This is a genomic window from Sphingobium sp. B7D2B (assembly GCF_025961895.1).
In the GTDB taxonomy this organism is placed as follows: domain Bacteria; phylum Pseudomonadota; class Alphaproteobacteria; order Sphingomonadales; family Sphingomonadaceae; genus Sphingobium.
On sequence record NZ_JAOQOM010000001.1, the window covers coordinates 2356386 to 2376769 of the forward strand.

A 20384-nucleotide genomic window follows, 5' to 3' on the forward strand; every position below is an offset into this window, starting at 1 on the left:
GGAAAAGCAGGCATAGCGTGGCAGAAGGACGGAAACAAACAGGCACGGTCGTCACCCGCTTTGCCCCCTCGCCTACGGGATATCTCCACATTGGCGGCGCACGCACGGCGCTGTTCAACTATCTTTTCGCCCGTCACCACGGCGGCAAGTTCCTACTGCGCGTCGAGGATACCGACCGCGCCCGCTCGACCGAATCCGCGATCGAGGCGATCTTCGACGGCTTGAGCTGGCTGGGCCTTGCAGGCGATGACGAACCGGTCTTCCAGTTCGCGCGTGCGGCACGCCATGCCGAGGTCGCCAACGCCCTGCTCGACGCCGGCCATGCCTATAAATGCTTCGCGACTCCCGAAGAGCTGGCAGCCCTACGCGAGCAGCAACGCGCCGCGCGTCAGCCGATGCGCTACGACGGGCGCTGGCGCGACCGCGATCCCTCCGAAGGCGGCGATGCCCCCTATGTCATTCGCCTGAAGGCGGCCCGCGAGGGCGAAACCGTCATCGAAGATGCCGTGCAGGGCCGTGTGGTCGTGCAGAATGCCGAGCTGGACGACATGATCCTGCTCCGCTCGGACGGCACGCCCACCTATATGCTGGCCGTCGTCGTGGACGATCATGACATGGGCGTCACTCATGTGATCCGTGGCGATGACCATCTCAACAACGCCTTCCGCCAGCTCGGCATCATCCGCGCGATGGGCTGGCCCGAGCCGGTCTATGCGCACATCCCGCTGATTCACGGGCAGGATGGCGCCAAGCTCTCCAAGCGGCATGGCGCCATGGGCGTCGATGCCTATCGTGACGAGCTGGGCATGCTGCCCGAGGCGGTGAACAACTATCTGCTGCGACTCGGCTGGGGCCATGGCGATGATGAGATCATCAGCCGCGAGCAGGCCGTCGAATGGTTCGATCTGCCGGGCGTGGGTCGCTCGCCGTCGCGATTCGACCTCAAGAAGCTCGAAAATCTGAACGGCCACTACATTCGCGAGGCCGATGATGGTCGCCTCGCTCTGCTCGTCGCCGAGCGGATGGATCCGCTGGACGACGATGCCGCGGCCCAGGCCCGGCTGCACCAGCTTGCGGCGATCATGCCCGCGCTCAAGCCCCGCGCCAAGACGCTGCTGGAGCTGACCGACGGCGCCGCGTTCCTGTTTGCCAAACGGCCGCTCGCGGTCGAAGAGGCTGCCGCCAAGCTGCTCGACGAGAATGCCCGAGCTCTGCTCGGCACGGTGGTCGAGCGGCTGCGGGCGCTGCCCGACTGGTCACTTGAGTCGCTTGAGGCGGCCATCCGCGCGATCGCGGAAGAGGCTGGCCTTGGCCTTGGAAAGATTGCACAGCCACTGCGCGTTGCTTTAACGGGACGGACGACGTCGCCCGGTATCTTCGACGTGCTACTCCATCTTGGTCGGGACGAAACCTTGGGCCGCCTGCAGGATCAGGCCGGACTCCTCCAGGCTTCCGGGTCCGGGCCGCAAATTTGAGCAATAAGGGGTGAAGGAATGAGCGACAGCACAGTCAAAATGACCGTCGAGGGCAAGGATCTCGAATGTAAGGTCGTCGAAGGTTCCGTCGGCCCCAAGGTCATCGACATTCGCAAGCTCTATGCCCAGACGGGCATGTTCACATATGATCCCGGCTTCACCTCGACAGCGAGCTGCGACTCGGCACTGACCTATATCGATGGTGATGAGGGCGTGCTCCTTCACCGCGGCTATCCCATCGATCAGCTCGCGGAGCAGTCGAGCTTCATGGAAGTAGCCTATCTGCTGCTGCGCGGCTCGCTCCCCTCGAAGGACGAGTTCGAGCTGTTCGAGCGGACGATCACGCGCCACACGATGGTGCACGAGCAGCTCTCCACCTTCTTCCGCGGCTTCCGTCGCGATGCCCACCCCATGGCGATCATGTGCGGCGTGGTCGGCGCGCTGTCCGCCTTCTACCACGACTCCACGGACATCACCGATCCGCACCAGCGGATGATCGCGAGCCATCGCCTGATCGCCAAGATGCCGACGCTCGCGGCCATGGCCTACAAATATTCGGTCGGTCAGCCTTTCGTCTATCCGAGCAATGACCTGAGCTACACCGGCAACTTCCTGCGCATGACCTTCTCAGTGCCCGCCGAGGAGTATGTGGTCGATCCCGTCGTCGAAGCGGCGATGGACAAGATCTTCATCCTGCATGCCGACCACGAGCAGAACGCCTCCACCTCGACCGTGCGCCTCGCCGGTTCCTCGGGCGCCAATCCGTTTGCGTGCATCGCAGCGGGCATCGCCTGCCTGTGGGGTCCGGCGCATGGCGGCGCCAACGAAGCGGCGCTCAACATGCTCCGCGAGATCGGCACCGTAGATCGCATCCCGTCCTACATCGCCCGCGCCAAGAACAAGGACGATCCGTTCCGCCTGATGGGCTTCGGCCACCGGGTGTACAAGAACTACGATCCGCGCGCGAAAGTGATGCAGGCGACCGCCAAGGAAGTGCTGGACAAGCTGGGCGTCAGCGACCCCATCTTCGACGTCGCCCGCGAGCTGGAGCAGATCGCACTGCACGACGAATATTTCATCGAGAAGAAGCTCTACCCGAATGTGGACTTCTACTCGGGCGTGATCCTGTCGGCGATCGGCTTCCCGACGGACATGTTCACGGTGCTCTTCGCCCTTGCCCGCACCGTCGGCTGGGTCGCGCAGTGGAACGAGATGATCTCGGACCCAGAGCAGAAGATCGGCCGTCCGCGTCAGCTCTACACCGGCCCGACGCAGCGCGATTATGTCCCGATGGACAAGCGCTGAGCCTCAGCTGGCTTATTCATGGATTAGAAAAAGGGGCGCCCGAAGCGCCCCTTTTTCTTGCCGGTCAATTTCGAAAACCAAGCCGCGCCGCAATGGGCGCGGAAGCTCAGGCGGCTTTGCGGGTCTTGGCAAGCTTCTTGAGCAGCATGTCCCGCTTCAGGCGAGACAGATGGTCGATGAACAGAATGCCTTCGAGATGGTCCATCTCGTGCTGCAGGCAGGTCGCGAGCAGCCCTTCCAGCTCTTCCTCATGAATCCGCCCCTGCCGATCCATCCAGCTGGCGCGGATGCGCGCTGGCCGCTCGACCTCGGCATATTGGTCCGGCACGGAGAGGCAGCCCTCGTTGTAGACCGAGCTTTCCGGGGAGCCATCAAGGATCTCCGGATTGATGAATACCAGCGGATTCTTGACCGGCGGGGCACCTTCCTCCTCGGACTCGGGCTCCTGCAGATCGATCACCAGCACCCGCTTGGGCACGCCGACCTGAATGGCCGCCAGCCCAATGCCCGGCGCATCGTACATGGTGTCGAACATGTCATCGATCAGCGTCTGCAAATCATCGTCGATCGCCTCGACGGGCGTCGAAATCGTCCGCAGAATCGGGTCCGGGGTCTCAAGGATCGGTCTAATGGCCATGCTGTCCAGATATGAAAGCCAAGGCGCGAGATCAAGCCGTTGTTAACGCTTTGTTCCGATCAGGCTGATCGAACGCGGCAGGATCTGCCCGCGTATCCGCCCCTCAACCAATCGGCCGCCGCGCCCGCAGCGCCTGCGCCAGCGTGCCCTCATCAAGATAATCGAGTTCGCCCCCGACGGGCACGCCATGAGCCAGTTGTGTCAGCCGCACCGGATAGGCCTCCAGCCGCTCCGCGATGTAATGGGCCGTCGTCTGCCCCTCCAGCGTGGCGTTCATCGCCAGCACGACTTCATCGATGCCGCCATCGGCGACGCGTTGGACAAGGCTGGCGATCGAAAGGTCTTCGGGCCGCACGCCATCCAGCGCGGAGAGCCGCCCGCCCAGCACATGGAACCGTCCCGGGAACAGGCGCGACTTTTCCAGCGCCCAGAGATCCGCCACATCCTCCACCACGCACAAAGCGCGGGCATCGCGGCGGGGATCGGCGCAAATGGCGCAGGGATCGATGGTATCGACATTGCCGCAGACCGAACAATGAACCATCCGCTCGCTCACGCTTTCCAGCGCGCGCAGCAGCGGCACCATCGCCGCATCGCGCCGCTGCAGCAGATGCAGCACCGCCCGCCGCGCCGAACGGGGGCCAAGGCCGGGCAGCCGGGCAAGCGCCTGCGTGAGCGCGTCGATCTCTGGCGAGGACATGACCGCCAAATAAGGGCTTGCGCTGCGATGATACAAGCGTTTCAGAGGGCCGCATGAAAGAGCCTTTGCGGATCGTCTTCATGGGAACGCCGGATTTCGCGGTGCCGACGCTCGATGCGTTGATTGATGCCGGTCATTCCGTGGTGGCGGTGTATACGCAGCCACCACGTCCGGCAGGTCGCGGCAAGGCGCCTCGCCCGAGCCCGGTGCAAGCCAGAGCGGAGGCGCTAGGCCTGCCGGTGCGGACGCCCCTTTCCCTGAATGACGCGGCCGAACAGGAGGTCTTCGACGCTTTCGAGGCGGACGTCGCCGTGGTCGCCGCCTACGGGCTGATCCTGCCGATCCCGGTCCTCCACGCCCCGCGCCTCGGCAGCCTCAACGTCCACGCCTCCCTGCTCCCCAGCTGGCGCGGCGCGGCACCGATCCAGCGTGCCATCCTCGCCGGCGACGAGCGTACCGGCGTCACCATCATGGCGATGGCCAAGGGTCTCGACACCGGGCCGATGCTGGCAAAGGTCAGCACGCCCGTGGACGGCAAGACCGCCGGCGCGCTGACCGAGGAGCTGGCGCATGCCGGCGCCGCGTTGATGGTCAAGGTCCTCGATCAGATCGGGGCCTATCCGCCGATCGTCCAACCCGAGGATGGGGTGACCTATGCGGCCAAGATCGACAAGGCGGAGAGCCACCTCGATTTCACTGCCGGGCCGGTCGCGGCCGAACGGCAGGTTCGCGCCTTCAATCCCGCGCCGGGCGCATGGTTCGCGCACAAGGGCGAGCGCTACAAGGTTCTGGCTGCCTCAGTCGATTCTCAGCCCGGCCCCGCGGGAACCGTGCTCGACGCGGGTCTGCTGATCGGGTGCGGCGAGCAGGGCTCGCTGCGCCCCACCCTCATCCAGCGCGCCGGCAAGGGCGCCATGGCAACCGCCGATCTGCTGCGTGGCACTGCCATTCCGGCCGGCACGCTTTTGGAATGACCCGCTTCGCTTTCACGGTCGAATATGACGGGCGACCCTATATGGGCTGGCAGCGCCAGGCCCATGGCCCGAGCGTGCAGCAATGCATCGAGGAGGCGCTGGGCCGCATCGCCGGCGGCGCGCCGATCGTCCATTGCGCCGGGCGCACCGACGCAGGCGTTCATGCCCTCGGCATGCGGGCGCATGTCGATCTGGACAAGGCGATCACGCCTTTTCGCCTGATGGAAGCGCTCAATGCCCATCTACGGCCCGAGCCGATCGCCATTCTGACCTGCGAAATCGTGCCGGAGGATTGGCACGCGCGCTTCTCCTGCGTCGCGCGCGCCTATGAGTATCGCATCCTTAACCGCCGCGCGCCGCTCACCTTCGAGAGCGGCCTTGTCTGGCGTGTGCCGCAAGTGCTGGATGCCGAGCGGATGCACGAGGCCGCGCAGGCACTGGTCGGCCGGCATGATTTCACCACCTTCCGCTCCGCGCAATGTCAGGCGGATAGCCCCCATCGCACCCTCGCCCGGCTTGATGTCGTGCGCGTCGGCGAGCGCATCACCGTTCACGCCAAGGCCCGCAGCTTCCTTCATCATCAGGTCCGCTCGATGGTGGGCTGCCTTGCCTTGGTCGGCACGGGCACATGGTCACCCGACGACCTCAAGGCGGCGCTGGACGCGCGCAATCGCGCCGCGCTGGGGCACAACGCCCCGCCGGACGGCCTTTATTTCATTGCGGCGGACTATCCCCTAACCGCCTGACAACACATTGTTAAAGCTCCCGGGCGCAGACTGGATGCTCAGATGGACATGCGAGCGGTGTCGCGAGGCAGGCTAAGACATGGAATTGGGGTATCTTCAGGCTGAACATATGGCGCTGCTCGAGCTGTGCCACCAAGTTACGAGCCCGGCGACGCAGCGATCCGGCGCAGAGGTTGGCGAACTGATCGCGCTGCGCAGCAAGTTGAACCGCATCTTGATCCGCCATCTGGCCAAGGAGGATAAGCACGTCTATCCGGCCCTGCGCGCAAGCGGCAACGGCAGGATCGCCACGCTCGCCTCGCAATATCACGCGGAGACCGGCCATCTGGGGGATCTATGGGCCGATCTGATGAAGGCCTGGCCGGACTGTCGGATTTTCCAGGAACCCGAAGCCTTTCGCGCCGCCCTCAGGCCCGCGCTGGAGGCTCTGGTCGACCGCATCCAGCGGGAAGAGCAGATGCTCTATCCGGCCTATCTGGAGTCGCAGGGCCTGAGTGGGATCGGGATTGCGCCCGATCAGGCATCAGCCGCCTGACGCGCATCAATCCTCTTCGACCAGCAACTCTGCGGCCGGGGCATGGCCCAAGAAGGCCGCCGGACTCGCACTCGCGCCATAAGCGCCGGCCATGAACAGCGCGACGAGATCGCCGACCGCGACAGGCGGGAGCATCACGGCATCGCCGAGCCGATCCAGTGGCGTGCAGAGGCACCCGACCACATGGACCGGCTCGCTCGCCGGCGGCTCATCGAAGCGGTTTGCCAGCGCTATCGGGTAATTGCGGCGGACCACGGTGCCGAAATTGCCGCTGGCCGCAAGCTGATGGTGCAGGCCGCCATCCACCACGACGAAAGTCTCGCCGCGGCTTTGCTTCACGTCGATCACGCGGCTGAGATAGATGCCGGCCTCCGCCACCAAGAAGCGTCCCAACTCGAGCGCGAACCGGCTCTCGCGCAGGATGGCGGGGCGGTCGGCCAGCAGACGGTTCAGCCCGTCGCCGATGACGGAGATGTCGAGCGGCAAGTCACCGGGGAAATAGGGCACCCCGAAGCCGCCGCCGAGATTGACCAGCGGCGGGCTTAGCCCCACCTCCTCCGACAAGCGCGCGACAAGCTCCATGGTGGCCGACTGGGCCGCAACGATGGCCTGCGCATCCAGCGACTGCGAGCCAGCAAAGACATGCCAGCCGCGCCATTCCGCTCCTGCGGCGATCAGGTGGCGGGTCAGTGCGGCCGCACGATCGGCATCCACGCCGAAGGGCCGCGCGCCGCCGCCCATCCGCATGCCCGAGCCTTTCAACTCGAAATCGGGATTGACGCGCACCGCGAGCCGGGGCCGGACATTGGCGCGTGCAGCCAGCGCGAGTGTGCGCTCAGCCTCGCCTTCCGACTCCAGGTTGATCGTCACGCCCGCCGCAAGGGCATCGACAAGCTCCCGGTCGGTCTTGCCCGGCCCCGCGAAGCTGATCCGGCTGCCGGCCATCCCGGCTACCCGCGCCATCTCCAGTTCTCCGGCGGAGGCAATGTCGAACCCGTCCACCAGCCCCGCCATGAGTGAGAGAAGCGGCGCGAAGGGATTGGCCTTCATCGCATAATGAAGGTCGACCCCGGCCGGCATGGCCGCCCGCAGAGCCGCCACGCGCTGGCGGAGCTTGCCGGCGTCATAGAGAAAGGCCGGCGTCTCCCCGACCTGATCGATCAGCGCGGCCACGCCCTGTCCGCCGACCAGCAGCATGCCGCCCTCACTCTCATAACCGGGCGGGATCGGCCCCATCGGCTTGGGCTTAAGGGGCGTCATGCGCCGCCCTCCCCGGCCAGCGCGGCGAGCGCCACGCGGTCGATCTTGCCATTGGGGTTACGCGGCATCTGCGACAAAATCCTGATCTCCGCCGGTTGCATGAAATTGGGCAGCGTCTGCCGCAACTGCGCGGACAGACGCTCGCCGAGCGCGTCGCGATCGGTCTCGCATAATGCCGCTTCCGCCCGCACGAACAGCACGATGGCTTGGCCAAGGCGCTCATCCGCGCGACCAAGCGCACATGCTTCGGCCACGCCCGCGACGGCCACCGCCGCCTCCTCGACCTCGCTGGGGCTGATGCGATTGCCGGCGCTCTTGATCATCGCGTCGTCCCGGCCGACGAAGCGCAGCAAGCCCTCGCCATCGCGCACCACGGTGTCGCCGGACCACACCGCCACGCCGCCATAAGCGGAGGCAGCCGGCGCCGGGCGGAAGCGCTCCGCCGTCCGTGCCGCATCGTGCCAATAGCCTTGCGCCACCAGCGGGCCACTGTGAACCAGTTCGCCGGGCTCATCATCGTCGGTCAAAGTGCCATCTGCCCGCACGACGAGCACTTCCGCGTCCGGTATCGCCTGCCCGATACTGTCAGGGTGGCGATCCAGAAGGTCGGGAGGGAGATAGGTGGAGCGAAACGCCTCGGTCAGCCCATACATGGCGAACACGTCCACACCGGGAAACGCCTCGCGCAGGCGGGCGATCAACGGACGGGTGAGCGCGCCGCCGCTGTTGGTGAGACGGCGCAAGGCATCGCGCGCCTCTGGTGGCCAGTCGATCTCGGTCAATTGCACCCAGAGCGGCGGGACGCCGGCCAGCGTCGTGATGGCGTGCCGAGCTGCGACTTTCGCGACCTCCCGCGGCAGCAGATAATCGAGCGGCACCACGCATCCGCCGGCCCACCATGTCGAGAGCAGTTGGTTCTGCCCATAGTCAAAGCTGAGCGGCAGGAGCGCGAGGGTACGGTCCGTCGCGTCGAGACCGAGGTAGCCGGCCACTGACCGCGCGCCAATCATCAGATTGGCGTGGCTGAGCATTACGCCCTTGGGCCTCCCGGTCGAACCCGATGTGTAGAGAATCTCGGCCAGATCGTCGGGGCGTCCCGTGCCGGGCGGCAACGTCTCGGCGTCCGCATCTTCAATCACTCCGAGCAGCGCGGCCTCTTCCACGCCTGCCACAGCCTCGGCCATATCGCCCGGCTCCAGCGTCCCCAGCCGCGCGGGCTGTGAGATCAGCATCGCCGCGCCACTATCCCGCACGATATGGGCAACCTGCGCACGCTTGAGCAGCGGATTGATCGGCACATAGACATGCCCGGCCCGCACCACGGCCAGGGGCAGCAGCGCTGCCAGAAGGCCCTTGGGCAGCCACGCCGCCACCCGACTGCCGGCGGGCGCGCCTGCCCCGTCGAGACGCGCGGCGAGCAGGTGCGCGAGCCGCCCCACCAACTGCTCCATCGTCGCATAATCGATCGCGCCGAACTTGCCCGCCAGAGCAATGGCAGTCGGCTCGCCCTGCTGCGTCAGATGGTCGAGGGGCGGTGGCATCCTCCGCCCATATCACGTTCTTTCAAGGCATGAATAGGCGCGCACGTGGCGAACGTGGATCGGCCGCAACAGTCGGGCAAGATCGGCCCGGCCCCGCATCGCCATGCTTTCCAAAATGATATCGACCCGCTAGGGGCCGGATGATGCAGACGAGCCAGGATCGAGAGGGCAATGGCGCCTCCAACAGCGCGGCCAGCGATGCGTTGCGCGCATCGCTCGTGGATGTGCTCGGGCTCTCCCCGCAGCGTGTCGATCTGTTCGACGCCGACACGGGTCTGTTCGGGTCGCTGCCGGAACTGGATTCCATGGCTGTCGCCACCTTGCTGACCGATCTTGAGGATCGGCTCGATATCGTCATCGATGATGATGATGTGGATATGGACAGCTTCGAGACATTCGGCAGTCTGGCCGCCATGCTGAGCCGCAAGCTGGACAGCCGCGCCGCCTGACAGGCGTACTCCTCCGTATCCGCTTTTCGCACGTAGCGCTGCACCGCGTCATCGGTTTGCATCAAATGCAATCGCTCCGCCGCTTTTTGCGTTTGTGAGCCATGGTGCAGCGCAGCACTATGACCACGGAAGAACATGGGATGCCGAGCAAGGCTCTTTTGCAACTGACAAAGGAGACTGTTCGTGAAAAATGCTTTTTTTGCCGCCGCACTGCTTTCGTTTGCCGTCGTCACACCCGGCCACGCGAAAGAGGCTGAGAAGACCTTCACGCATGAAGGCGTCAGCTACACCTACACCGTCACCGAACTCGGCGACAGCCGCCGGGTGATCGAGGGCCGCGCAACGCCCGGCTCGACCTTCCGTCTCACCGTCGCCAAGGGCCGCGTGATCGGCAGCGCCAACGGCATGCCGGTATCCTTCCGCGTGAAGGATGCGGTCCTGCTGAATGAGACGCCGCTGACCAAGGTTGCCTCGCGCTAATCGCGACACGTGACCCGTCTGGGCTCGCGCTCAGGCTCAGTACAAAGGAAAGCCGGGCAGACCTTCGCGGTCGCCCGGCTTTTCACATTCTAGTTCACCGTGATGCCGCGCTCAGGCCGGCACATGCTCGCGCTGAGATTCAAAGTCGGCTTCCGCGAGGAACCGCTCGGCATCTAGCGCCGCCATGCAGCCCATGCCGGCCGCCGTCACCGCCTGACGGTAGATCTTGTCCGTCACGTCGCCGGCCGCGAACACGCCCGGAATGCTGGTACGGCTCGTGCCTTTCTCGACGACCAGATAGCCTTCATCGAGCGGCAGCTTGCCCTCGAACAGCTCGGTTGCCGGCTTGTGCCCGATGGCGACGAACGCGCCGTCCGTCTCGATATGGCTCTTCTCGCCCGTCTCGGTATCGATCAGATCGACACCGACGAGACCTTCCGGATCGCCACCGCCGACAAACCGCTCGACGGCCTTGTTCCACACCACCTTGATGTTGGGATGGGCGAACAGGCGATCCTGCAGGATTTTTTCCGCGCGCAGACTGTCGCGGCGGTGGATCAGCGTCACATCATGGCTGTGATTGGTGAGGTACAGCGCTTCTTCGACTGCGGTGTTGCCGCCGCCGATCACCACCACCTTCTTGCCGCGATAGAAAAAGCCATCGCACGTGGCGCAGGCCGAGACGCCCTTGCCCTGCAGCAGATGCTCGCTCTCCAGCCCCAGCCACTTGGCCTGCGCGCCGGTCGCGATGACCAACGTGTCGCCATAATATTCGGTGCCGCCGTCGCCAGTCAGCTTGAACGGGCGCTTGCTGAGGTCGACGTCGACGATCTGGTCGTACATCATCTGCGTACCGACATGCTCGGCCTGCGCCTGCATCTCTTCCATCAGCCACGGGCCCTGAATGACCTCGCGGAAGCCGGGATAATTCTCGACATCGGTGGTGATGGTCAGCTGACCGCCCGGCTGCATCCCCTGCACGACAATCGGCGCCATGCCGGCGCGCGCGGCGTAGATGGCGGCCGAAAGACCGGCCGGCCCGGAACCGAGAATGATCATGCGCGAACTGTGCGTGGCGGTCATGGGTCGATGTCTTCCTTCGCGGACAGATAGGGTTGTTTATGCGCCAGCACGGGGTGGCGATTGTCATTCGCATTTAGGGTGTGCGACGCGGAACTCAATGCTTGGGCGACGAGGTTGGGCTTTTCCAACCTCCCCTCCTCTTTAGAGGAGGGGCCGGGGGTGGTGGCGATGCGCCAGCATCACACCCGCGGTGGATAACAGAAGCGTTGCTGCACCACCCCAACCCCTCCTCTGAAGAGGAGGGGCTAAAGTCTTCAGGATCCCGCGCCGATCATCGAGGGCAGCGAATCGAAGCCGGACTTCAGCACCTCGCCCCATTGCCGGGAAATGGTCGAGAATTCCGGGTCGTCCGCTTCGATCCTGCGACGGACGCTGAACTCATACTGATCGCGCGGGATGATGCTCAGGTCGAGCGGCATTCCGACCGACAGGTTGGAGCGCAGCGTCGAATCCATGGAGACGCATACCGCCTTGGCAGCATCCGACAGCGACGTGGTCGGCTTGATCATCCGGTCGAGGATCGGCTTGCCATATTTGTGCTCGCCGATCTGGAAGAAGGGCGTGTCCGCCGTCGCTTCGATGAAATTGCCTTGCGAGTAGACCAGGTACAGGCGGGGCTTGCCGCCCTTGCGCTGCCCGCACAGCAGGATGCTGGCACTCAGTGAGGGGCTGGTGCCGCTCATCCCCTCTCGCATTTCCTTCTGAACCGCTTTCATCGCCTCGCCGACCAGATGGGCGGCGCGGTGCATGGTGGCGCAGTTCAGCAGGGTCTCGACCTCGGGATTGTCGACCGCGTCCTTCATGGCGCGGGAAAGCTTGGTGCGCACTTCCTGCGTGACCGAAAGGCTTCCGGAACACAGCAGCGCAATCGCCCGCTCGCCGGGGCGCTCATAAGTGAAGGTCTTGCGGAACATGCCGATATTGTCGAGCCCGGCATTGGTCCGCGTGTCAGAGAGCATCACCAGGCCGGCCTCGACCCGCAATGCCACGCAATACGTCATTTTATGCCCCTTTTTCATGCCCGCATTGAGCCGCCCGCCCGACTCACTGTTGCGTCTGGGATTGTGCGGTATCCTCAGATGGCAGACTGGCAATCTGCACGTCGTGCGACAATGCGGTTTCGCCCCCTGCGATCATCACGCCCCGAATCGGCGCGGCATCTGCGGCATCAAGGCCACAGCACAGGCGCACATGCCCCTCCACCGGGCAGAGGCCCAGGGTAATATCGAACCCGATCCAGCCTAGCCCCTCTACCCAGGCTTCCGCCCAGGCATGGGGCTCATGGTCGCTATCCGGCCGCTCGTCGTCCCGCAGATAGCCGACCACATAGCGGGCCGGGATCAACAGGCTGCGGGCCGCCGCAATGAAGACATGCGCCTGATCCTGGCACACCCCCGATTTCTGGGCAAAGGCCTGCGCGGCCGTGGTTTCCATGCTCGTGCTGCCGGATCGATATTCGATCTCCTCGTGCACCAGGTCGGAGAGGGCGTGCAGGCTGGCGAGCACGCCCTCCTCCCGACGCGCGCGCTGGGCCAGATCGGCAATCGCCGCGTCGATCTCGGTCAGCGGCGTCGCGCGCAGGAACAGCTGCGGCCGCACTGCCCCATCGGCAGGCTTGAGCACACCGGCGCAATCGACTGTCCGCACTGTCCCTTCTGACAGGATCGTGACGCTGTCGACGCGACCGGGCGCGCGCCACACGGCCTCCGCATCGCCATAACCGTTGATGATCCAGCGTTCGATGGGCTGGCCGTTCACCGTAACCGTCCATTGCTCGACGGTTTGCGCATTGCTGGTCGCGGGCAACAGGCGCAGGCGCATGACCACGCCGCCAGCCTCCTCCTCATACCGATAGACAGTCTCGTGACGGATCGTGATCCGCATGGCCCGGTCGCCTCCCGCTCAGCCGAAATGATAGGCTTGTGCGATTTCGTGCCCAAGCATGTTGCACTGGACAATCTTGCTCTGGACGGTTTCGTGCAAGCCCCGGCGGAAAATATCTCCGCTATTGGCCTGCGCGAGCGTCTCCACCATCTCCTCGCTGCGCAGATTGGCCGGCGTGCGCTGGCCGTGCCAACTGGCCAGCCGCTGCAGCCGATAGGCGATCTGATCGAAGCAATAGAGCGTGCTGCGCGGAAACTGCCGGTTGAGCATCAAGAAGTCCGTGATCTGCGCGGGCGTGTAGGAGCCGCCATAGACATGGTGATAGGCGCGGCTGCCCGACAGCGCGTGCAGCACCGAAGTCCATTGATAATGGTCGCGGTGGCCGCCGACCACTTCGGTCTCCGGCAGCAGGACGTAATATTTGACGTCCAGCAACCGCAACGTCATCTGCGCCCGTTCCAGCGCGCCGCCCACGCGCAGGAAATCGTGCCCCTCGTTGCGCAACTGGCCGCTCTCGGTGGCGCCCCGGAAGATCATCGCGCGGGTCTTCACCCAGTCGATGATCTCGGCGAACTCGCGGCGCGCATCGTTGACGCCATAGGTTTCGAGCTTGCGCCAGCCCTCGTTGAGCGCTTCCCACATCTCCTGCGTGAGCGCGGTGCGCACCGACTTGCCGTTCTGCCGTGCCCGCGCGAGACAGGCGCGGATGGAAGCAGGGTTATCGGCATTCAGGATAAGATGTTCGACGATGTCGCTCTCGCGGATAATAGCATCCTTGCCGAACACATCCTCGCACTCGGTGACCTGCACGACCGAGCGCCACTCGTCGCGCATCGTCGCGCCGGGCAGGATGGTCATCCGCTGGCCCATGGTGAGCAATCGCGCGGTGGCTTCGGCGCGCTCCATGTAGCGGGCCATCCAGAACAGATTTTCGGCGGTTCGGCTCAGCATGGGCGGCCTCCCTTTGGTTGGACCTGCATGCCGCAAGCGGCCTCGCGCATCATCTCAGCCCCCCTCACCGGAGCACCCACGTATCTTTGACGCCGCCGCCCTGGCTTGAATTCACCACCAGCGATCCTTCCGCCAGCGCAACCCGCGTCAAGCCTCCCGGCACCAGCCTGATCTCCTTGCCAACAAGGCAGAAGGGCCGGAAATCGACATGGCGCTGTACCAGCCCGACCGGCCCGAGTGTGGGCGCGGCCGAAAGGTCGAGCGTCGGCTGCGCAATGAATTCGGAGGGATTGGCGCGGATCCGCCCGGCATAAGCCTCGATCTCGCTCGCGCTGGCCTTGGGGCCAATCAGCATCCCATAACCGCCCGAGCCGTGGACTTCCTTCACGACCAGCTCGGGGAGATGGTCCATCACATAAGCGAAATCGTCCGGCTTGGAACATTGCCAGGTCGGCACATTCTGGAGGATCGCCGTCTCGCCCAGATAGAAGCGGATCATCTCGGGCACATAGACGTAGATCGCCTTGTCATCCGCAATGCCCGCACCCGGCGCGGAGCAGAGCGTCACGCCGCCGCCGCGATAAGCATTGAACAGCCCCGGCACGCCCAGCAGGCTATCGGGCCGGAAAGCGAGCGGATCGATGAAATCATCGTCGATGCGCCGGTAGATCACATCCACCCGGCGGGGGCCGCGCGTGGTCTGCATGAAGACCAGCCCGTCTTCCACGAAGAGATCGGCCGGCTCGACCAACTCGACGCCCATCAGGTCGGCCAGATAGCTATGCTCATAATAAGCGCTGTTGAACGAACCGGGGGTAAGCACCACGACCTGCGGCACGCCCTTGCAGGCGGGCGGCGCCACCTCCTGCAACGAGCGCAGAAGCTGGCTCGGATAATCGTCCACCGGCGCAACCCGCTGCCGGGCAAACAGCTCCGGGAACATCCGCGTCATAATCTCGCGATTTTCCAGCATGTAGGAGACGCCCGAGGGCGTGCGACAATTATCCTCCAGCACCATGAAATCATCGAGACCGGTGCGAACGATGTCGATGCCGACGATATGGCTGTAGACCCTGCCCGGCGGGGTGAAGCCGGCCATCTCCGGCTTGTAGGCCTTGTTCTGATAGACGATGTCGCCCGGCACGATCCCGGCCCGGATGATTTCGCCGCGATTATAGACGTCGAGCAGGAAGGCATTGAGCGCCGCCGCGCGCTGGCGAATGCCGGCTTCCAGGCGCGCCCATTCCGCAGCGGTGAAGATGCGCGGCAGCAGATCGAAGGGAATAAGCCGCTCTGGGTCGCCGCCCTCCCCGTACACAGCAAAGGTGATGCCGATGCGCCGGAAGATCGCTTCCGCCTCGCTCAATCGTCGGTGCAACCCCTCGATGCCGGTCTCATCCACCCATTGCTGAACCACCGCGTAACAATCGCGAACGTCTCCAGCCTCACCCAGCATCTCGGAACATGTCATCAGCGTATGCGTTTCTCTATCTTATTGTGCATTGCAGCATAGTGAGCCGGGGAAATTCAAAATCAAGAGTAAAAATCGCGGGAGGGACGATCGCGTTCCGCGCGGTTAAAAATATCTGGGCAAGGCGCTGCAGCGGATTGACGCACCGCGAAAAATATGGCCGATTACCGCCGTTTTCCTACTTCATGCTGGACGGATGGTGATTTTCCGTGCATGGGAGCGCGCATGGACTTTTGGCTGGCCCTTCGCCTTACGCGACTTACGCGCCCTTAGGCGCGATACCCAAGCGGTTGCCGCAGGCGGCCCGCTGCGCCTAAGGGCCTTTTAGCCACAGAATCAGATCCTCATCAGTGCAAATGGATAGCGCCTGCGTGCATTTGGCTGTGAACAATGAAATGTCCGAACCATGATGCTGAGCGACCCGTCACAGAAATACCGTCCCTTCCCGCAAGTGGACCTGCCCGACCGGCAGTGGCCCTCGCGCACGATCACGCAGCCGCCCCGCTGGCTCTCGACCGATCTGCGCGATGGCAATCAGGCGCTGATCGATCCGATGGATACCGAGAAGAAGACCCGCTTCTTCGAGCTGCTGACCCGCGTCGGCCTCAAGGAAATCGAGGTCGGCTTCCCCTCGGCCGGCGCGACCGAGTTCGATTTCATCTCCGGCCTCGTCAAATCGGGCCGCATCCCGGATGACGTGATCATCCAGGTGCTCACCCAGGCCCGCCGCGACCTCATCGAGCGCACCTTCGAAAGCCTGCAGGGTGCACGGCAGGCTATCGTCCACGTCTACAACGCCGTCTCTCCGGCGTGGCGGCGGATCGTGTTCAACATGGAGCGGCCGCAGATCAAGCAGATCGCCGTCGATGCCGCCAAGATCATTCGCGACGAGGCCGCCAAGCAGCCGAACACCGACTGGCGCTTCGAGTATAGCCCCGAAACCTTCTCCACCGCCGAGCTGGATTTCAGCCTGGAGTGCTGCGAGGCGGTGATGGACATTCTCCAGCCCACGCAGGAGAAGCCGCTGATCCTCAACCTGCCCGCCACGGTCGAGGCCGCGACGCCCAATATCTATGCGGACCAGATCGAATGGTTCTGCCGCCATATCCGGGACCGCGACAGCGTGGTCATCTCGCTGCACCCGCATAACGACCGGGGCACTGGCGTGGCAGCGGCGGAGCTGGGCCTGATGGCCGGCGCCGACCGCGTCGAGGGCTGTCTGTTCGGCAATGGCGAGCGCACCGGCAATTGCGATCTGGTGACCGTGGCGCTCAACCTCTACACGCAGGGCGTCTCGCCCGGCCTCGACTTCTCCAACATGGAGGAGGTCGTGCAGACGGTGACCTATTGCAACCAGCTCCCCGTCCATCCGCGCCATCCTTATGCCGGCGATCTGGTGTTCACCGCCTTCTCCGGCAGCCATCAGGATGCGATCAAGAAGGGTTTCGCCGCGCAGGAACAGCGCAATGACGAGATCTGGGACGTGCCTTATCTGCCCATCGATCCGGCGGATATCGGCTGCTCCTATGAAGCCGTGATCCGCGTCAACTCGCAGTCCGGCAAGGGCGGCGTCGCCTGGGTGCTGCAGCAGGACAAGGGCCTCAAGCTGCCCAAGCGGATGCAGGGCGATTTCTCCAAGGTGGTGCAGGACATGGCGGACAAGTCCAGCCGTGAGCTGCATGCCGCCGACATCTGGGAGGCGTTCGAGCAGCATTACTGCCTCACCGGCGCGCAGCCCTATGCGCTGGTCGATTATGTCGAGAGCGGGCCCGCCGGGAACCGCGTGTTCACCGGCAAGATCGTCCATGATGGCACGGAGCGCAGCATATCTGGCCGGGGCAATGGCCTGATTTCGTCGGCCCTCTCGGCCCTGCGCGATGAACTCGGCATCGGGCTGGACGTGGTCGACTATAATGAGCACGCCATCGGTACCGGCGGCAACGTCCGCGCGGCCGCTTATGTCGAATGCCGCACCGATGATGGCACCACATTCTTCGGGGTCGGCACGGATGAAGACGTGGCGACGGCATCGGTGAAGGCCGTGCTGTCGGTCGTGAACGCCTATTACCGCCGCCAGAATGCTGCAGCAAAGGCTGCCTGACCGGCCCAATCCTTCAGAGCATCGATAAACCCGGCCGGAGCATCCTCCGGCCGGGTTTTTCATATCCCGCACAGGTTAGGCCCGCAGCCTCACACCATCCGGATAATCAGCCCATCCCGCCGGATGAACTGGTGCCACAGCGCCGCGCCGATATGGCCGATCACCAGCGCCCCGAAGATGAGCCCAAGCACCTCATGCGAACCGGCCACAGTTACGATGGCATCGCCCCGCGCCACCGCGAATTTGGGCACGTCGAAGACGTTGAACCAGTTAAGCGGACGCGGACCGGCGGAGGACATGATCCAGCCGGTGAGCGGCATGAGGATCATCAGCGCATAGAGCAAACGGTGCATCAACGCCGCCGCGCGCTTGGTGCGTCTGGATATGGTCGTCGGCAGCGGCGGCGGGCTGTTCATCAGGCGCCAGAGCAGCGCCAGTACGGACAGGACGAGGACGGTCAGCCCGATCGACTTATGGATATTCATGACGCCGGGGATCACCGCACCCAGCGGATCGTGCCCGATGCCGATCGCGATATTGGCGATAATCAGCAGCGCAATGATCCAGTGCAGCCAGATCGCCACCATGGAATAGCGCACCCCCGCGTAAGTCCCCATCACGTCCTCCAACATGCCCAACAATGGGCAGAATGCGGACAAGGGCCCCGCTGCGCAAGAGGCCGCTCAAATATGCGAGGGCGACGGAGGCGCTATCCCGCGATCTGGATGCCGAGCCAGAAGGTCTGCGGCGTGCCGAGGTCTGTGCTCACGGCGCCGTTGGTCGAGGTCACCTGTCGGGTCACCACGCGCTCGTCGAACAGATTCTCGACCCGGCCGACCAGCGCCATCCGGCCGGTCAGGGGCACGCGGGCATAGCCGTCGAGTGTCGTCGCAGGGGGCATCCGGTCGGCCTGCAGATCGTCCTCATATTGCGGGCCGACATGGCGGACGGTGAGCGCGAGGCGGGCAATGCCGGGCGCGTGCCAGCCCAGCGTGGCGCTGGCGCCGTGGCGCGGGCTTTGTGCCGGTTGCAGGCCATCGAGTTGGGATGCCGCGCCGCTCGCCTCCACGCGGCTGTCATTATAGGCATAGGATGCCGAGAGATCGAAATCCCCGAGCGTCATCGTCCCGCTCACTTCCACGCCCTTCGCCACAATCGCATCGACATTGCGGCGCTGGCGCAGATTGGTGCCGATCGTCACGTTCGCGACGGCATCGGCCAGATGATTGTAGAAGGCGGTGGCGGAGAGCGTCAGGCCGGGCGCCGGGGTCAGATCGAACCCGGCCTCGACACCGCGCAGCCGCTCGGGTGCGAGATCGGCATTGGCCTGCGTCGTCACCGGAAACACCGTGAAGCCGCGATACAGCTCGTTGATCGTCGGCAGGCGGAAGCTGGTATAGCCCGCTGCGCGCAAAGCGACTCCCGGCGTCGCCTGCCAGATTAGTCCCGCGCGGAAGCTGCCTTCCCAATCCTCGCGGTCGGCATAAGTCACCGTCCTGACTGCGCCGGAGGCCGGCGTTCGCTCGGTGAAGCGCCCTCCGCTGATCCGCCAATAGTCGAGGCGCGCGCCACCGGTCAGGATGAGGCGCCCGTGCGACCAGTCATCCTCCACATAGATCCCGCTCGTGACCTGCCGCCCGCTGGCTTCACGCCGCGCAGTCGCGGCGCCGGTCGTGGCGTTAAGCGCCTCCTCATACATGTCTGCGCTCGCGAACCGGCTATCGGCGCCGATCCGCAGCAGATGATCCTCGCCCACCGGCGGGCGCACCTCCAGCTTGCCGCCGAGCCCTGTCGACGGGGTGTTGCGCTGGTTCAGCGTCGGGCGAAAGCTCGTCGCGCTGACCACGATGTTGCTGAAGTTGCGCAGTTGCACATAGCCCAGCGCCTCGACCTGCCAGTCGCCGCGCCCCACATAACGGAGGCTGGCGTCCTGCCCTTCCTGCGCGCTATCGGCCCCGGCGAAGCGCAAGGTCCGGTCATCGCGAAAAAGGCCGATCCGCGCCTGAATCTCGCTCGTCTCGCCCACGGCGGCAACGCCCCGCGCGCTCACCGCCCATGTCTCGTAGCCCGCCGGAACGCTGGCCGCGACGCGCTGGTTCGCAGGCGTCGTCCAGAAGCCATCGCCCCGCGCATAGCTGCCGGAGATGGAGACGAAGCCGCTGCCGAGATCGGGACTAAGGCTCGCCTCGATCTGCTGGGCATTGCGCGAGCCATAGAGCGCCCGGGCGCTATAGCGCGGCAATTGCGTGCGATCAGCGCTGAACAGCTCGATGCTGCCGGCGACCGTGCCGGCCCCGAAGCTCCCCGCACCACCACCCCGGGTGATCCGCGCTGCGCCGATCCCGTCGAGCGGCAGGGCATTGAACGGAATGGATCCGAAGAAGGGATCGGCCAGCGGCACGCCATCGAGCAGCACGACCGCCCGGCTGGTCGCATTGCCGCCCAGCGCGCGCAGCGTGACGCCCTGCGCCGAAGGATTGGCCGAGCGGCTGTCCGACCGTCGGAACTGCTGGAAGCCGGCGACATCGCCCAATGCATTTTCGATGGTGCCGGATGCATCTTCCGCCAGCCGCGTCTTCTCGAGCGTCACCGATCCATAAGCCGGCGTGCCCGGCGGCAGCGCGAGCCCCTGCCCCAGCACCACCACATCCGGGCCGGTTTCCTGCGCGTGAAGGGGCATGGAGAGCAGCAGACTGGTGCCGCTGAGCAGCACGATAAAGCGATAGTGGGTCATCATGGGGCCGGGCCATGCCGGATCGGCCCGGCCTTGGCAACGCCGCGATAAATAAGCG

At 64.8% G+C, this 20384-nt stretch carries 20 protein-coding genes; 8 read left to right on the plus strand and 12 right to left on the minus strand.

All coding sequences use genetic code 11. The annotated features are described in order from the left end of the window. Nucleotides 1–17 precede the first annotated feature (17 nt). Entirely contained in the window at nucleotides 18–1475 is a 1458-nt protein-coding gene (gene gltX, locus M2341_RS10900; protein WP_264585251.1) for a glutamate--tRNA ligase, read from the plus strand. A gap of 18 nt (nucleotides 1476–1493) precedes the next feature. Further along, on the plus strand, nucleotides 1494–2780 hold the full coding sequence (locus M2341_RS10905; protein ID WP_264570636.1) for a citrate synthase: 1287 nt from the start codon (nucleotides 1494–1496) through the stop codon (nucleotides 2778–2780). A 106-nt stretch (nucleotides 2781–2886) separates the two neighbouring features. On the opposite strand, the gene def is transcribed toward M2341_RS10905, so the two are convergent. Both def and recR read right to left on the minus strand, forming a co-directional pair. Further along, a complete protein-coding gene (gene def, locus M2341_RS10910; protein WP_264579111.1) occupies nucleotides 2887–3417 on the minus strand; it encodes a peptide deformylase in 531 nt (176 codons plus the stop codon). 103 nt (nucleotides 3418–3520) lie between these two features. Beyond that, a complete protein-coding gene (gene recR / locus M2341_RS10915) occupies nucleotides 3521–4117 on the minus strand; it encodes a recombination mediator RecR (protein WP_264575611.1) in 597 nt (198 codons plus the stop codon). A gap of 65 nt (nucleotides 4118–4182) precedes the next feature. Between recR and fmt the strand changes: the two genes are divergently transcribed. The 3 genes from fmt to M2341_RS10930 all read left to right on the plus strand — a co-directional run bounded on the left by fmt (nucleotide 4183) and on the right by M2341_RS10930 (nucleotide 6372). Beyond that, nucleotides 4183–5091: a methionyl-tRNA formyltransferase gene (gene fmt, locus M2341_RS10920; protein WP_264586030.1), complete on the plus strand. Its 909-nt coding sequence runs from the start codon at nucleotides 4183–4185 to the stop codon at nucleotides 5089–5091. Next, complete coding sequence (truA, locus tag M2341_RS10925; RefSeq protein ID WP_264585252.1) at nucleotides 5088–5837, plus strand: tRNA pseudouridine(38-40) synthase TruA; 750 nt, start codon at nucleotides 5088–5090, stop codon at nucleotides 5835–5837. The genes fmt and truA overlap by 4 nt, the downstream gene beginning before the upstream one ends. Before the next feature lie 79 nt (nucleotides 5838–5916). Further along, nucleotides 5917–6372: a hemerythrin domain-containing protein gene (locus tag M2341_RS10930; protein WP_264585253.1), complete on the plus strand. Its 456-nt coding sequence runs from the start codon at nucleotides 5917–5919 to the stop codon at nucleotides 6370–6372. 6 nt (nucleotides 6373–6378) lie between these two features. Here M2341_RS10930 and M2341_RS10935 read toward each other — a convergent pair whose 3' ends face one another. Further along, on the minus strand, nucleotides 6379–7632 hold the full coding sequence (locus M2341_RS10935; RefSeq protein WP_264585254.1) for a pyridoxal-dependent decarboxylase, exosortase A system-associated: 1254 nt from the start codon (nucleotides 7630–7632) through the stop codon (nucleotides 6379–6381). Beyond that, entirely contained in the window at nucleotides 7629–9173 is a 1545-nt protein-coding gene (locus M2341_RS10940) for an acyl-CoA ligase (AMP-forming), exosortase A system-associated (RefSeq protein WP_264585255.1), read from the minus strand. The genes M2341_RS10935 and M2341_RS10940 overlap by 4 nt, the downstream gene beginning before the upstream one ends. A gap of 143 nt (nucleotides 9174–9316) precedes the next feature. On the opposite strand from M2341_RS10940, the gene M2341_RS10945 reads away from it, so the two are divergent. Continuing rightward, entirely contained in the window at nucleotides 9317–9622 is a 306-nt protein-coding gene (locus M2341_RS10945; protein WP_264572267.1) for a phosphopantetheine-binding protein, read from the plus strand. 183 nt (nucleotides 9623–9805) lie between these two features. Then, nucleotides 9806–10102, plus strand: coding sequence for a hypothetical protein (locus M2341_RS10950; RefSeq protein WP_264570643.1), 297 nt, complete (start codon nucleotides 9806–9808; stop codon nucleotides 10100–10102). Between the two features lie 111 nt (nucleotides 10103–10213). Here M2341_RS10950 and trxB read toward each other — a convergent pair whose 3' ends face one another. The 6 genes from trxB to M2341_RS10980 form a co-directional block, all read right to left on the minus strand. Then, nucleotides 10214–11185 carry a thioredoxin-disulfide reductase gene (trxB, locus tag M2341_RS10955; RefSeq protein ID WP_181559950.1) on the minus strand — a complete coding sequence of 324 codons (972 nt, stop codon included), beginning with the start codon at nucleotides 11183–11185 and terminating at the stop codon, nucleotides 10214–10216. Continuing rightward, on the minus strand, nucleotides 11182–11313 hold the full coding sequence (locus M2341_RS10960) for a hypothetical protein (RefSeq protein WP_264573070.1): 132 nt from the start codon (nucleotides 11311–11313) through the stop codon (nucleotides 11182–11184). The genes trxB and M2341_RS10960 overlap by 4 nt, the downstream gene beginning before the upstream one ends. Nucleotides 11314–11439: 126 nt before the next feature. Beyond that, nucleotides 11440–12186, minus strand: coding sequence for a peptidase (locus tag M2341_RS10965; RefSeq protein WP_181559951.1), 747 nt, complete (start codon nucleotides 12184–12186; stop codon nucleotides 11440–11442). A gap of 43 nt (nucleotides 12187–12229) precedes the next feature. After that, nucleotides 12230–13069: a transglutaminase family protein gene (locus M2341_RS10970; protein ID WP_264585256.1), complete on the minus strand. Its 840-nt coding sequence runs from the start codon at nucleotides 13067–13069 to the stop codon at nucleotides 12230–12232. Nucleotides 13070–13087: 18 nt separating this feature from the next. Then, nucleotides 13088–14020 (minus strand): alpha-E domain-containing protein, encoded by a 933-nt coding sequence (locus tag M2341_RS10975; protein ID WP_181559953.1) that lies wholly within the window; start codon nucleotides 14018–14020, stop codon nucleotides 13088–13090. A 64-nt stretch (nucleotides 14021–14084) separates the two neighbouring features. Further along, complete coding sequence (locus M2341_RS10980) at nucleotides 14085–15491, minus strand: circularly permuted type 2 ATP-grasp protein (RefSeq protein WP_181559954.1); 1407 nt, start codon at nucleotides 15489–15491, stop codon at nucleotides 14085–14087. Between the two features lie 406 nt (nucleotides 15492–15897). On the opposite strand from M2341_RS10980, the gene leuA reads away from it, so the two are divergent. Beyond that, nucleotides 15898–17592, plus strand: coding sequence for a 2-isopropylmalate synthase (gene leuA / locus M2341_RS10985; protein ID WP_264585257.1), 1695 nt, complete (start codon nucleotides 15898–15900; stop codon nucleotides 17590–17592). A gap of 89 nt (nucleotides 17593–17681) precedes the next feature. Here leuA and M2341_RS10990 read toward each other — a convergent pair whose 3' ends face one another. Then, on the minus strand, nucleotides 17682–18209 hold the full coding sequence (locus tag M2341_RS10990) for a cytochrome b (protein ID WP_264585258.1): 528 nt from the start codon (nucleotides 18207–18209) through the stop codon (nucleotides 17682–17684). 92 nt (nucleotides 18210–18301) lie between these two features. Beyond that, entirely contained in the window at nucleotides 18302–20329 is a 2028-nt protein-coding gene (locus M2341_RS10995) for a TonB-dependent receptor (RefSeq protein WP_413715448.1), read from the minus strand. Nucleotides 20330–20384 lie beyond the last annotated feature (55 nt).